Below are 13,843 nucleotides of genomic sequence, written 5' to 3' on the forward strand. Positions count from 1 at the left end.
ACCAGAAAACTTTCCCCTTGACATTCTAGGGGAACACGGCAATACTCTTCCCTAGACATTCATGGGGAGACTGATATGGCAGAAAAACGAAAAGCCGATTTACTGCAGGGCACGCTGGATATGCTGATCCTGAAGAGCCTGATCGAAGGCCCGCGGCACGGGTACGGCGTTGCCAAGTGGATTCAGGTTACGACCAAGAATGCGTTACTGATTGAAGAAGGTTCGTTGTATCCCGCCTTGCATCGGATGCAGAAGCGCGGTTGGATCAAGTCGGAATGGGGCCTGTCAGAAAGTAATCGCCGCGCGAAATATTATGAACTGACGTCCCCAGGTCGTACGCAACTTAAATCCGAAGTCCAGGCCTGGTCCCATTTAGTTGATGCCATCAGTCTGGTGTTAAACTCGAATCTTGCGGAGGCCTGAAAATGATTCGCAACTGGTTTCACACACTGTTTTCTTATCTGCGTCTGCCTCTGATTGCACACGCTGATCGAGAGATGACTGACATCCGCGAGGAAATCGCCTTTCATCTGTCGTCCAGCGCGGAAGAAAAGATCGAAGCTGGGATGGATCAACAGCAATCACAACAGACGGCGCTGGAACAGTTTGGTGACATCAAGTCTGTCGTGCAGGATTGCTGTCACGTCTCCCTGTCGCGGCACGTTTTCTGGCATCGGACCCATCAGGTCCTGACGCTGGGATTGATCTGTGCCGTCGGTTTCTTGTTCTGGATTTATGCGCGTAACAAATCAACGACGAATCCCGATCTCGCTACGCTCGCTCCATCAGGGTATTCAATCGCAGAAACCAGCGGAGAGATCAGAGGCACCGTCGTTACTGATCGTGGCAAACCGGTGAATGCGGCACATGTGTTGGCAGTCGTCAAAACCTGGCCGCCCAATGGATTCCGGCAGAACTCGTTCACAGCGACAACGCGCGCCGACGGAACATTTTTGATCGAAAACGCCTATCCTCCAGAGCAGGACTATGAAGTACAAATCGCAGCACTTGCCGAAGGCCATCTGCTGCAGTCAGAATACATTTCGATGCGCCAGGGAACTCTGGAACCGTTTCGCTTCCAGTTAAAAGAAACATCGCCGTTTGTTCTGCGGTTTGAGTCCCGCGACGGATCGCCGATCGCAGGTGTCAGCGCTTTTCCCTTCGAACGGGTTGACCAGAACGGTAATCAACACTGCGTCTATTTCTGCAGCGCCAAACCGATTGTTCAAAAGTCGAATCAGACAGGAACCATTTCGATGCCCCACTTCCTGCCAGGCGAACAATTCACCGTTTATGTCCGGTTTCCCGATTGCGACTGGCAGACTAGGCAGCTGGTTATTCCAGAGGGAAAAAATGAACTCGTACTGACTCCCGCGAACGAAGAACTTGACGACGGATAACGAATTCCGATTTCTGAATTTTAAATGCTGACTGCTTAACTGCGTAAAAGGTACGCGCAGACAACTTGCAATAATGAAAGGCAAAAACCATGAATCAGCTGACTCGATTCGCATTGGCAATCATTTTTCTCGCCTCAATCACAACAGGGGGCGCATTCGCTGCAGAGCCGGACGTGCTGCTGAAAGACAGTTTTGAAGAGGGGAAAAAGGACCCCGACGGCTGGAACCGCGGCGCCAATCTGCCCGGCGTGAGGTATATTTACGACAAGGGACGTGGAAAAACAGGAGAGCGTAGCCTGTCTCTCGAAAAAACCGCAACACGTTATTTTCCGATCGCTCAATGGTATCGGATTCTGCCCTACACAGGTCAGCAGACGTCGCTGCGCGTGTCGGCCCAGGTCCGTGCGGAACAGGTTACCAAAGCCATTCTGGACGTACAATTTCTCGACGCGAACGGAAAACACAACGGCCATGAATGGGTCAGCTTCATTGGCGTCGAACAAGCCGGCGACCTGCCCTTGAACCATGACTGGAAAGAGTATTCAGGCGTGGTCTCCATCCCGGAGAACACAAAACAGATCGGGATCGGGCTGCAAATTTATGGCCCCGGGAAAATCTGGTTTGATGATCTCGAAGCCACATTCGTTCCTGCAGCCGCTCCCGCAAAAGCAGCTCCCGAAAAAACCAACAAGGCAGAAAAAGCCATCGATGTCAAAGCGGGAACAGGCGTTGGTCAGTATCTGCTGGTCCCTTCCTCAGACAAAACGGAATCAGGAAAAGCACGTCCCCTCCTGATCGTACTGCCCGGCGGCGACGGTTCGGCGGACTTTCACCCGTTTGTCAAACGCATTCACGAGCACGCGCTCAGTGAGGATTTTCTCCTGGCACAGCCGATCGCAAAAAAGTGGACCACAGATCAAGTCATCGTCTGGCCTACAACCGACAGTAAAACAGACGCGATGAAGTTCACCACCGAAGAACTCATCGCGGCGGTTATCGAAGATGTCAGCAAACAGCACAAAATCGATCCCCGTCGCATTTACCTGCTGGCCTGGTCTTCGGGAGGTCCTGCCGCCTATGCCACCGTGCTTCAGAAAGAGACACCCCTCAGCGGGGCGCTGATCGCGATGTCTGTCTTTAAACCAGATCAACTCCCCGACCTGAAGAACGCGAAAGAGCGCAGTATCTACCTACTCCACTCACCCGAGGACAAAGTCTGCCCGTACCCGATGGCCAAAACGGCCTATGATACACTCTCTGCAGCAGGTGTGAGGACAACGCTGATCGAATATCCCGGCGGTCACGGCTGGAAAGGAAACGTTTACGACAATATTCGACAAGGCATCGAATGGCTGCAGAAAGCAAACTGATTTGAAACATCATCGTGGTGAAACCAAATCGCAGTCGAGTGCATGTAGCATATCCGTCTCCTTCACACATAAACCGTTCAAAATAACATAATCGCCGTACACTGTTACCAGCGGTCATACAGCTCTCAACGGCCGACAGATGTGTCTGCTCACTTCAATTACCGTTGAACCAGAGCCGGTTAATCAATATCGTCTCTAAAACGATCTTTCGACGAAAAAAGGCACCTCAAATCGCTGCCCTACACCTTCAAAATGTTTGTTGAGTTGCATCAATTGACTGTGGAAAGAGACTGGACCAAAGATTACAATTTGGTAATTCGTTACAACGTTCGAGTAAATTTGCGTGAGATCTGCACGCAGTTGAAGTTAGATTACTTATGACACCCATTATTGGCATCGACCTTGGTACTTCGAATTCACTATGTGCTGTTTTCGAGAGTGGGCAACCGACATTAATTCCGAACGCGCATGGTTCCTTTCTGACCCCCTCGGTGGTGAGCATTTCTGCCGATAATCATGTCCTCGTCGGTTCTGCCGCGAAAGAGACCCGCATTACGCAACCCGATCGATGCGCCTGGGTCTTTAAACGACTGATGGGCACAGATCGCAAAGTCGAAATCGGCGGCCATGTTTTTAACGCGACTGAACTATCCAGCCTTGTCCTGCAATCTCTCAAGCAGGACGCCGAGGCCTATCTCGGGCAGGAAGTTCATGACGCCATCATCACCGTTCCCGCTTATTTTAACGACCACCAGCGGAATGCAACCAAACAGGCCGGAGAACTGGCCGGTTTAAACGTCAGGCGCATCATCAACGAACCGACGGCTGCCGCCCTCACTTATGGCTTCCATGATCGAGGGGCCGAGAAAAAATTGATTGTCATCGATCTGGGTGGCGGCACATTCGACGTCACCGCGATGGAAGTCTTTGAAGGGACGCTGGAAATCATATCGACCGCCGGCGAAAGCATGCTGGGTGGTGAAGATTTCAATGATCGGCTTCTGAGCTGGGCGCTCGCTGCACAAAAGATGCAGGTGGAATTGGCCGAAATCAAGCAGCCACTGCTTGTCTCCCGGCTCAGGCAGGAATGCGAGGCAGCGAAATGCGCGCTTTCATCCCAGCCCGATGCCGCGATCAGAATCCCCAATCAGCAGGGAGAGATCGATCAGAATTCGCCCGTGCTGACGATCACCGGGGACCAGTTCAAAGAACTGGTCGACCCTTTACTCAAACGCCTGGCGCGTCCGATTGCCCGGGCCGTCCGTGATTCCCGAATTCCACCCGAAGAATTTACCGACGTGATTCTCGTGGGTGGCGCCAAGCGCATGAATGTCGTTCACTCGTTTGTCCGCTCGTTCTTTGGTGTGGAACCAAAGTGTTCCTTCAATCCCGACGAAGTCGTCGCACTGGGAGCAGCGGTGCAGGCTGCGTTAATCGAGGACGATCAGGCCGTCGAAGACATGGTCATGACGGATATCTGCCCTTTCACTCTGGGAACGGAAATCAGCAAAGAGTTCGGCTCACGCCGCTCCGACGGATACTATTTACCCATTATCCATCGAAACACGACCATTCCGGTTTCACGCGAGGAAATTGTCTGTACGCTTCACCCCAACCAGCGCCACGTCATGATCAACGTGTATCAGGGTGAGGCCCGAAAGGTCGAAGATAACCTTTTTCTGGGGAAGCTGGAAGTCAACGGCATCCCGCCGGGACCTTCCGGAAAGCCCGTTCATCTGCGCTTCACTTATGACCTGAATGGCATTCTGGAAGTCGAAGCCTACCTACCCGAAACCGGCAAGAAATTCTCGCTGGTGTTGACGCAATATGCGAAACTGTCGTCAGCCAATGACCTCAAAGCGGCTGTTCAAAAACTGCAAAGCCTGAAATTTTATCCGCGCGATGATGCCCGCAATCTTCATCTGGTGCGCTACGCCGAGCGCGTCATTGGTGAAATCAGCCCGTTCCAGCGCAATGAACTCGAAGCAGTTATTGACAACTTCGAACAATCAATGGGGTCCGGTGAACGCGAGTGGTTTGAATCCGCTCGTGAGGGCCTGCTGACCATGCTGTCGGCACTGGGGTTTGACTACAGCGAGGATCAGAAACATTCATAACATGACAGAATCCCGCGAAACTGATTATGCCAGCCGATTGTTAAACATGAATCCCCTGGAACACGCATCGGAAATCCTGGTCCTCCGCAAACGTTTTTTGCATCCTCAGGAACATGCTGCTAAAACACTTGACGAATATGCTGATGCTTCCGACCGAAGAGAGCAGATCGTTAAAAATATCAACGCTCTCAAGTCTGGCTTCTGGTCTCTGCCTGAAACAACACTTCAACAGCAGTTGGAAATGATGGATATTTCCGATTTTCCGGAACTCACGTTAGCCCTCAGTCGGCTCAAAAATATTGCCGAACATCGAGAATCCTTTTTGAGGCTGAAACAGCATCCCGATTTTTTCGAAGAATTTTTCGATCAATTTTGCAAGCTGGTTCTGGCATCGCCTCGTGAAGCAGCAGACCTGCGGATCGCTTTCTTCAATGAGTTCCTTAACAGAAGCAACGGCGCCAGCCACCACAAACCAAAAGCGTATTATCGAATTGCCCAAGTGATTCAACGTGAATTTCCGGAACTGTATGCTTTGGAAAATATCTGGCTGAGCCAGATCATCGCGAAACAGAAAAAACTGAAAGTGTTCGGCCAGTCTGAAATCGTTATGGCGACAGTGGCGGTGCTCGTCATGATACTTGCCTACTTCAGCATTAAGCACATGCTTCATTAATTCAACAGCGTCAACGGGAGTCATTTATGAGTGGCCCTACAGAGCCACAATGGGATTTATTGCCTGATCATCCTGAACAGTTTTTCTCTCTCTCGGGTGAGTATGATGTTCGCGATTTAAAACGCAGCTACAATAAACTCATCCGGCAATTCAAGCCTGAGAAATACCCGGAAGAATTCCAGCGCATCCGGGCGGCCTTCGAACGGCTCAATGATGCGCTGCGTTATGGTGAAACTCCAAGCTTCGGCAGCCTGAGTCCGGATCTGCAGTTTGACTGGGACAACGCGAAAACATCAGACAGACAGCCGGCTCATAATAATCAGGCATCCGATGCACCCATCTTCGATGACGACCCGGTAAATACAGACGCGGAATCAATTACCCGGGAAGAAACTCTACCATTCCATGCGCGGGTAAAGCAGGAATCCATCCAGAACCTCTACGCGGAACTGATCGATAAACACCTGAAAACACCCTACGATTATTATGCACTCGCGGTGCTGTCTGATCTCCTGCCGGAGGCCGAGCACGCGTTCCCCTACTGGCTGCTGGAAGGCTTGAAAGTACACCGGGAAGAACCGGCTCTTTTCGAACTGTTGCACCAGTACTTTCTCTCCGGCGGCTCTCACGAAAATATGGAAGAATTACTCGAAGCCACTTCGCGCGTGATTCGATCAGACCGCTTCTACTATCTGACCGAAGCCGCCTGGGACCGACTGCTCAGAGAAAAACCCTTTGAGAGTTTTCAACAGACACTCGAGTCCTGTGAAATGAACCTGCTGGATTATCAGGTCGATCACAGGCTGGTGTTTTATCTCCACATTCTCAAAGCCGCACTCTGGAAAGCCGACAAAGCCTGGATCGATGACATGTTTGCTCAAATCGAAGAACACTTCGATCACATGTCGTTCTGGCTCGAAGAAGAATATGAGTTCCTCGAGGTGGTCAGAGTTTACCAGGCACAGCGAACGAAATTTCTGCGAGGAGGCCCGGAACGCATCATCATCGATCAGGCGATCGTCGATTTCTGCATTCAAAACGAACAGGATGCGGACCGCAGTTTTCTTGAATATCAACATGCGCTGGTTTCGCAGGAAGAAGCGCTTATGCAGAACTTCAACCTGCAGGAAGAGGAATTTGAATCGGTGCAGTATCTCTGGGAAAAAATCGCCAACGAGGTCTTCGATCGAATCACGTTAGAATATTTCCCGGAGGAAAATGAGTCGATCGAACAACAAACGCAATGGCTGGCACACCGACTTCTGGCGGAAGACGCCGGCTTGGAATATAAATTCGCCCACGATACTATCATGTTCCTGTTAGGCGTGGTCTTGTTCGTATCGCTCGGACTGGGGATCTATTGCCTGACCTCAATTCTCGAATCCTTCTGGACGACGCTGCTTAAAATCGGCAGCCTGTTATTCGTACTCATTCTGGCAATCGGCATTTCGGTCTTGATCATCGATCGATACATTCTGAAGTATTACCGTTTCTGCTGGCGTTTCGAAATCATGAACTTCTATAAACGCGATTGGTTTCCACTGGAGACTCTGACGGATAAACTGGAACAACTCGAATCGATCAAAGTCAGAGGCGAAACATACGAAGGCCTTGACAGTATCGCGAAACTCATGCGAAAAGATCAGGGCCTCTGGTTCTACACCACCGCACAACGATTGTTAACCGCCTGCCAGTAAGATAAAAGGTTCCAGTATCCGGAAATGCCTCAGAGAACACCCAACGATTTCTGGTTAATCAGCGGCCTGTGTTTCCAACGCGAACCAGGACTTATTCAAATAGCTGCAACTGCAGGCGGCGGACGCATCGGGAACCAGCACCAGCCCGCCAGCGGGAATTGCATTGATCCAGCAACCCGGGCGGACGCCTCCGTAGTTTTCGATGTTCTCATTTTTGTTGAAATCGAAATAGCCCAGCGTCGCCGACCGGAAGAACATCATGTTTTCGCAACTCGCCAGAATGCCGCAGCCATATGAGCGTTTGAAATTGAAAGGTTGCGGCTTGCCAGTCTTCAAATTCCACGCACCCCCTTGTGCATACACAGTTTTTCCATTAATCAATGGACGGGAACTGTAGTTCGCTTTCGCCTCCCACGTTTTTTCTCCGGTCGTGCTGTTAAACACACTCAATCGCCCCCCTTTTTCTGAGGAGAGTCTGAAACTCGTCGGCTGATAACTCATCAGCAGCGCGTCATTTTCCGCACTGACGGCGATCATCGTGCCGTAGATGTCCTCTTTGTTTTTCCACAGCAGATAACCATCGTGGATACTCAAACACAACAGCTGACCTAAGGCATGTTGGGCGGTTTTGGGAATCGGATTACGTTTCGATTCTTTCGTCCGATCAAAATCAGCCAGCGGACGATCGATCAGATACAGTTTCTCATTAGCAATCGCAATCGCGTTATGACGGATCGAATCTTCCGACTCGTATTGCCATTTCATTTTTCCGGTTTTCGTGTCAAACGCAAACAGTCGGTTCGATTCGGTCAGCTGTTTTGTCATGTCGCCCGTCGAGGCATGATAACGAAACGCGACCACATGGCTGGGGTCAGCGGCGGAACCGATTAACATTCCGTCATGCCAGGCAATATAACCCCACGGCTGTTTGGTTTTCTCCGCTTTGGGATCTTTGGACGGCGGGACTTCGAATGTATGCACGACTTGCCCCGTGGCGGCGTCCAACTGAAAACAGTGCTGCTCGTGACGGATGAATACAAAATCGCCACCCAGGCAATAATTGCTGCCGGTGCCCGAAGCGCCCATCAGCTCGTCGCCATCGTAGGCTGAGAGAACCCCCTCGATTTTATATCGCCACAGTTCATGTCCGTTATAAGCGTCCACGGCGATCAGGCCATCATTGCCTTCATGAAACAGACGCCCGTTCGAAAACAAGGGAGCCGGCCCGCGACCATGGCGGGAGGGAATCACAAAATCAAAATCCCGATACCATAACATGCTGAGCTGGCCGTTGACCAGTTTATCGTTACTGCAGAGTGTGTTTGCGGCGTCCGCGTATTGGTGCGTCCACTCGCCGGCACCTTCGATGGCGGCCCGCCGATCGATTTTTAATTCACCCGGTTTTCCATAACAGACATATCCGCCGTACGGACGCTGCAACCGTTTGAGTTCCTGCACAGGCAGCCCGTTGCTCCCCGCTAAAACCGATCTGCCGGAAACCACCAGATTCGCCACCTTGTTTGGTGTACTGGTCTGATCAAGCGGACGCTGCAGCACCGTCACACGCGATCCATACACGCCCGCCTCAGTCAGTTTCTGACGCGCCAGCGCCACCAGCTTCGGATCCGACTCAATCGCCACAATCCGCAACTGCGTGCGGTTCGCCAGTTCATAAGCCAGCGCACCATCTCCACAGCCGATATCGAAACAATAGCCTTTGTCGACCTTGGTGCGTTCAACAATTTCAGCTGCGGTCTTTGCGGCGGCGGAATCTGCGGGATACGGTGACGTCACGACCTGCGTCTTGTTGTTCGAAGCAGGTGCTGACGTTGATAAACCAAACGAATAAATGTTGCCCCGATCTGTGCTGACCACCAGATGGGAATTGCTCACCGCCAGGCCGTAGGCTGCGCCTTCCACTGGCGTTGACCAGAGTGGCTTACCCGATTCCAGATCAACGACTTCAACAAACTCTGCAGAGCCGGAAACAATTTTGTTCCCCGCGATAATGAACGCGGCACTCGGGTGAGTCTGTTTGGCCGTCCAGACCTGTTTCAGTCCTTTCGCGCGGACCGGCTTGCCTTTACGGTCCGGGCTTTCGGTTTCCACCCATTGATAACGCGTTATCGTTCCCTTAGTTGCCTGAACCAGTCCATCGGGTGTGGCAACGGTCGGGCCGCCGGCTGATTTCGCGACGGCTTCACCATCGGCTGCCTGAAATACAACGCCGCTGTTCAGAAACAGATCGCCGGCAACAATCGTATCGCCGCCCCCCTGGGCTCTGTTTTTCTGCAGGTGAAAATATTCGAATTTACCGGTTGAACGATTCATCGACGCCGGCACCGCACGGCCCGCTGGAATCAGCAGATGATCCCCGGCGACGGCCAGATAACCTTGAGCCGAGATGCCGCTGTTGGCATCCGCGCCCCCGTGCGGCTGGGGCATATATATCTGACCGGAGTCTGTATTCGACCAGACCGGCTTTCCTGTTTTTGCATTCAGGGCATGCAGAAAGATCCCATCGCTGGGCCAGATGCCCGCCGCGTAGTAAACCACATCATCGACCACAGTCGCAGCACCGCGGGCCGGCCATTTGGAGATGACGCGTTCGTTCCCCACGGCCATCTGTGCATTTGGTCCGCCGCGATGTTTCCAGAGTAAACTGCCATCATCCACACGCAGTGCGTACAGAAAACCATCATCACAGGTCACCAGCAGTTGATCGCGCCAGACCGCCGGTGCAAAACGCACGGGACCTTCAGTAAAAAATTCCCACAGCGGTTTCCCCGTCTTCAGATCCAGCGCCTGAATTTTCCCGGACACACTGTCACCAAAGAAAACACGCTCATCGGCAATCACACAATGATTCACACGGTCATAAGTCAATCGCGTACTCCGCGGCCAGGCGGGCTGCGGTGCGTGTGCAGTCTGATGACGCCAGTGCAACGAAAGGTTTTCCGGCAGACCGTCGGTTGTGAACCCGCTGCGTTGCGCGTCGGCCCGATACGTGGGCCAGTCGGCCGCGTATAAATCGCCTGGTTCTGTTCCCACGCCAATCAGGAAGAGAAAAAAGAGTGTGGATACAAACTGATTGTGAATCGTTTTCATAATATTCATTCTGAATGGTCCAGGCTTCATCGAGCGACAGTTTCTAAAATGGACCTGCCTGTGAAAGCAAGCCTCAAGTCTCACTCACACTCTAATGAGGATTCACCGCCCAGACAACATGGCGTGAATAAAACCATGATTTTTATCCGTAATACGGATCACACAAATTCATCAGAACAAAACAAAATCTTCACGTAACAGGTGTCCGTACATAAAATAATTTTCCGGAACCTGAAACTGACCCTGACAAATTGTTCGTGCTTTTCGTTGCTTTCGGGGTAGAAAACACACCGCGCGGATTCTGATCGTTGGTGCCGGCATCGGCGGCATGACACCTGTTGATGAGGATGCCACCTGAAACCGCTCAGAGATTAAGGTGCTACGCGGATAAAACGTGTTTGCTGACCTCGGTCGATAATCCGAGATCGGGCGGGCAGGTCGAGTGCTTCCAGTGCAAATGTTTTCTCGTCGAGCATGACATTTGGAGAAATCGATTTAAATTCCAGTTCCCATTTTTTATTTGCGATGAAAGAGACCTCAACCATCTTTTTCACGCACCAGACGCCGTCTATATTAATCCAGTCCAAATCATTCGTCTTCATCAATTTACCTTGTGGATTTTCACAGTGATAGCAGCTCAAATGGAAACCGTCTTTTTTTCGGAACACCAAACTGACTTTTCCCGCCTTCCCACTTTTGCCCACTAGATATCCGGCTTTAAGATCTCCCTCCATTGTTTTAGAACAGGAGAGCCTGTCGCGGCCCAGGTTCTCGATCACAAGGGGAAGACAGCAGAGTTCTCGTTGCAGGTGGGAGATGTCCCAGGGAAAAGAAGCAATTTGAGGCGAAACGATTCCTGCTCTCGAAGCGCGAGCAGGAAACAGGTCGCCTCCCGCTCCCGTAACAGAAATCTTTGGCGAGAATCGGCTGGTTGCCAGCGTACTCCCATCAAACAGAATCACGCGGCGCTGTTCCGCTTCATTGTGGGATGTAAACTCCAGATTCAGATAATAGCGCGCCCCACTGCAATTCGCTGTGATTTGCGCATCCTTCGTCAGTTGGAAATCGTCATCAATAATGTCATACTCCCGAAATCTCCCCTCGGCTTTATAACTGCGCAGCTGTAAGTCCACGTTGTTACTAATCGCAATGAGTTGATCCAGACTGGAATTTTTCTCTGACGGGTCTAACTCTTCAGAAACGGCCAACGAACATAACTGCGTCAGCACAAAGATGACTGTGATCAATCGATAGCACATAAATGAATCTCCCCGTTGGTTTCATTCCAAACATAAAACAGACGATGAGCCCGCTTGAATTTCCAATCGTATGTAGGGGGTGACAAAGTGTACCAAAATCAATCTTGAATAAACAAGACCGATCCTCTCATAGGCGGTTTATTCGAGAAGTGAACCTTCCACGATGATTCTAATTGCCCGATGGGAATCGCATCTGCTACAGTATTCATGTCCCACAAATTCAATCATGATCCCCTTTTACGGAGAAAAGGACCATGCGCATTCTGATCGTAGGTTCCGGCATTGGCGGCATGACGCTGGCCGCCTTACTCAAACAACGCGGCTTGCAGGCGACACTCATCGAACGCGCGGCCAACTTTGACCACGCGGGTTACATGCTGGGCCTCTGGCCGCTCGGCTATCGCGTCTTGCACGGCCTTGGTCTTTACGATCAGTTCGCCGCCGCGTCCATCGAATGCAAACATTATGAAGTCCGCGACAATCACGGCACGCTCGTCAAGAACTGGTCGATGCAGCCCATCGCCGACCGCTTCGGGCCCAACCTGAGCTGCACGCGGCCGCAACTCGTCAAACTGCTGCACTCAAGCCTTGGGGAAACGGACCTGCGTTTCAATACCACACTCGAATCGATCCACCAGGCGGGAGAAGAAGTCGACGTCACCTTCAACGACGGCACGCGTGAAACCTTCGACCTTGTCGTCGGTGCCGACGGTCTGCATTCGAAGGTTCGCAGTCTCGTGTTCGGCGAACAACCCTATTACCACACGAACTGGGGCGGCTGGGTCTGGTGGGTCGACGTGAATGCGGTTCCAAAAGAGACCTTCGTCGAACACTGGGGCGCGGGCCGTTTCTTCGGCATCTACCCGACATGCGACGGCGCAGGCATCTACGCCGGCGCTCCGGTCGAGGGGGATTTTGCAGAACCGGGACCGGGCCGACGCGACCGCATCCGCGCACAGTTTGCCAGCATGGGCGAACTCGTCGACACCTGCCTCGCCGCCCTGCCCGACGACAGCGAAGATCTGTTCTTCTGGAAACTCTCCGACGTCCGCGCGAAAGAATGGACCCGCGGCCGCGTGGTGCTGCTGGGGGACGCCGCCGCCGGTTTCCTCCCCACCGCGGGCATCGGCGCATCGATGGCGATGGAATCCGCGGCTGTCCTCGCCGACGAACTTTCGCGCACGAACAATCCGTTCCTGGAACACGCTCTTTCGCTCTACGTCAAACGCCGCAAGCATCGTGTCGAAAGCACACAAAACGATTCCCGCCATCTGGCCAAAATGATGTTCATCAAATCCGCCACCGTCGCCCACATCCGCGACGTCGCGACGAAATTCTATTCGCTCGAACAACTCGCCAGCTCGATTGCGAAAGCCTTTGATGAACCGATTTGATAGAAACCGGAATCACTATGGACTTACTTGATCGATTATTAGGCCACGATGCCTGGACCACGCGCCAACTGCTCGAAATCTGCGCCACGCTTTCCGACGCGCAACTTGATCACGAATTCGATATCGGCCACCGTACGCTCCGCGCCACGCTGCAGCATATCATCGGCAACATGGAAATCTGGTCGGCACTGATGGCCGGCGAGCCGATAGAACGGCAAACAGATCAAACGATTCCGGCTATGCGCGATCGCTTATCCATCGCCGAAACACGACTCCAGTCCATCGCCGGCAAAGTCCAGGCCGAAAACGGATGGGACCATCTCTGGACAGACCATCTCGACAATCCCCCCCACGAAAAAACCTTCGGCACGGCCCTGGCCCACATCATCACCCACAGCATGCACCACCGCGCCCAGATGCTCTATATGCTTAGATTAACTGGAGTCGAGTCCCTACCCGAGGGGGATGTTTTCAGTTGGGAAATACAACCTTAAAATTTTCAGAGAATCAACTCATGTCATTTTTGGTCGTTTTTGTTTTCTCTACTAGAGAACCTACTATCAAACACTTAGAATTACTTTTTAGAACTATTCTCAAACAATTATTTTTTTTAGACAGATCACAGTATGGAACTACTATTTGAACTTTTCGAAAAAAAAATGGTTCGTCTAAAGGGAGAAAATAAGGTTTGTTTGACGACAGATGATTGGGATGACTTCAACTTTGTGACAATGTTTTATCTAACTGTATTTGATGAAGTCGGAAATAAAATTGAAATAGGAAATGTCAAAATTGGTTATCAGGGACAAAAAGGAGGAACCACAA

The 13,843-nt window shown here is 51.8% G+C and carries 10 protein-coding genes and 1 pseudogene; 9 read left to right on the forward strand and 2 right to left on the reverse strand.

The genetic code is table 11. The features are described 5' to 3' along the window. Positions 1 to 75: 75 nt before the first annotated feature. The 6 genes from Q0294_RS13475 (at position 76) to Q0294_RS13500 (ending at position 7,257) form a co-directional block, all read left to right on the forward strand. Entirely contained in the window at positions 76 to 423 is a 348-nt protein-coding gene (locus tag Q0294_RS13475) for a PadR family transcriptional regulator (protein ID WP_299466194.1), read from the forward strand. 2 nt (positions 424 to 425) lie between these two features. Next, on the forward strand, positions 426 to 1,400 hold the full coding sequence (locus tag Q0294_RS13480; RefSeq protein WP_299466197.1) for a carboxypeptidase-like regulatory domain-containing protein: 975 nt from the start codon (positions 426 to 428) through the stop codon (positions 1,398 to 1,400). Between the two features lie 89 nt (positions 1,401 to 1,489). Further along, positions 1,490 to 2,770 (forward strand): hypothetical protein, encoded by a 1,281-nt coding sequence (locus Q0294_RS13485; RefSeq protein WP_299466200.1) that lies wholly within the window; start codon positions 1,490 to 1,492, stop codon positions 2,768 to 2,770. Between the two features lie 377 nt (positions 2,771 to 3,147). After that, a complete protein-coding gene (locus Q0294_RS13490) occupies positions 3,148 to 4,887 on the forward strand; it encodes a molecular chaperone HscC (protein WP_299466203.1) in 1,740 nt (579 codons plus the stop codon). A 1-nt stretch (position 4,888) separates the two neighbouring features. Continuing rightward, positions 4,889 to 5,560 (forward strand): hypothetical protein, encoded by a 672-nt coding sequence (locus Q0294_RS13495; protein ID WP_299466206.1) that lies wholly within the window; start codon positions 4,889 to 4,891, stop codon positions 5,558 to 5,560. Between the two features lie 26 nt (positions 5,561 to 5,586). Beyond that, entirely contained in the window at positions 5,587 to 7,257 is a 1,671-nt protein-coding gene (locus Q0294_RS13500) for a hypothetical protein (RefSeq protein ID WP_299466211.1), read from the forward strand. A 54-nt stretch (positions 7,258 to 7,311) separates the two neighbouring features. Here the strand turns inward: Q0294_RS13500 and Q0294_RS13505 are convergent, their stop codons facing one another. Both Q0294_RS13505 and Q0294_RS13510 read right to left on the reverse strand, forming a co-directional pair. Beyond that, the gene (locus Q0294_RS13505; RefSeq protein ID WP_299466214.1) at positions 7,312 to 10,365 is read right to left on the reverse strand and encodes a PQQ-binding-like beta-propeller repeat protein; all 3,054 of its coding nucleotides are present in this window, start codon (positions 10,363 to 10,365) and stop codon (positions 7,312 to 7,314) included. Between the two features lie 371 nt (positions 10,366 to 10,736). After that, on the reverse strand, positions 10,737 to 11,624 hold the full coding sequence (locus tag Q0294_RS13510; RefSeq protein ID WP_299466217.1) for a hypothetical protein: 888 nt from the start codon (positions 11,622 to 11,624) through the stop codon (positions 10,737 to 10,739). Between the two features lie 254 nt (positions 11,625 to 11,878). Between Q0294_RS13510 and Q0294_RS13515 the strand changes: the two genes are divergently transcribed. The 3 genes and pseudogenes from Q0294_RS13515 to Q0294_RS13525 form a co-directional block, all read left to right on the forward strand. Next, complete coding sequence (locus Q0294_RS13515) at positions 11,879 to 13,018, forward strand: FAD-dependent monooxygenase (protein ID WP_299466220.1); 1,140 nt, start codon at positions 11,879 to 11,881, stop codon at positions 13,016 to 13,018. A 17-nt stretch (positions 13,019 to 13,035) separates the two neighbouring features. Next, entirely contained in the window at positions 13,036 to 13,512 is a 477-nt protein-coding gene (locus Q0294_RS13520; protein ID WP_299466223.1) for a DinB family protein, read from the forward strand. Between the two features lie 132 nt (positions 13,513 to 13,644). After that, positions 13,645 to 13,843 (forward strand): annotated as a pseudogene (locus tag Q0294_RS13525) (hypothetical protein); the annotation flags it as partial.

Source organism: uncultured Gimesia sp., assembly GCF_937919775.1.
Classification (GTDB): domain Bacteria; phylum Planctomycetota; class Planctomycetia; order Planctomycetales; family Planctomycetaceae; genus Gimesia.

Bases quoted from the DNA above. Each gene is read 5' to 3' on its own strand.
- Q0294_RS13475 (WP_299466194.1), top strand. From the start codon at position 76: ATGGCAGAAAAACGAAAAGCCGATTTACTGCAGGGCACGCTGGATATG.
- Q0294_RS13480 (WP_299466197.1), top strand. From the start codon at position 426: ATGATTCGCAACTGGTTTCACACACTGTTTTCTTATCTGCGTCTGCCT.
- Q0294_RS13485 (WP_299466200.1), top strand. From the start codon at position 1,490: ATGAATCAGCTGACTCGATTCGCATTGGCAATCATTTTTCTCGCCTCA.
- Q0294_RS13490 (WP_299466203.1), top strand. From the start codon at position 3,148: ATGACACCCATTATTGGCATCGACCTTGGTACTTCGAATTCACTATGT.
- Q0294_RS13495 (WP_299466206.1), top strand. From the start codon at position 4,889: ATGACAGAATCCCGCGAAACTGATTATGCCAGCCGATTGTTAAACATG.
- Q0294_RS13500 (WP_299466211.1), top strand. From the start codon at position 5,587: ATGAGTGGCCCTACAGAGCCACAATGGGATTTATTGCCTGATCATCCT.
- Q0294_RS13505 (WP_299466214.1), bottom strand. From the start codon at position 10,365: ATGAAAACGATTCACAATCAGTTTGTATCCACACTCTTTTTTCTCTTC.
- Q0294_RS13510 (WP_299466217.1), bottom strand. From the start codon at position 11,624: ATGTGCTATCGATTGATCACAGTCATCTTTGTGCTGACGCAGTTATGT.
- Q0294_RS13515 (WP_299466220.1), top strand. From the start codon at position 11,879: ATGCGCATTCTGATCGTAGGTTCCGGCATTGGCGGCATGACGCTGGCC.
- Q0294_RS13520 (WP_299466223.1), top strand. From the start codon at position 13,036: ATGGACTTACTTGATCGATTATTAGGCCACGATGCCTGGACCACGCGC.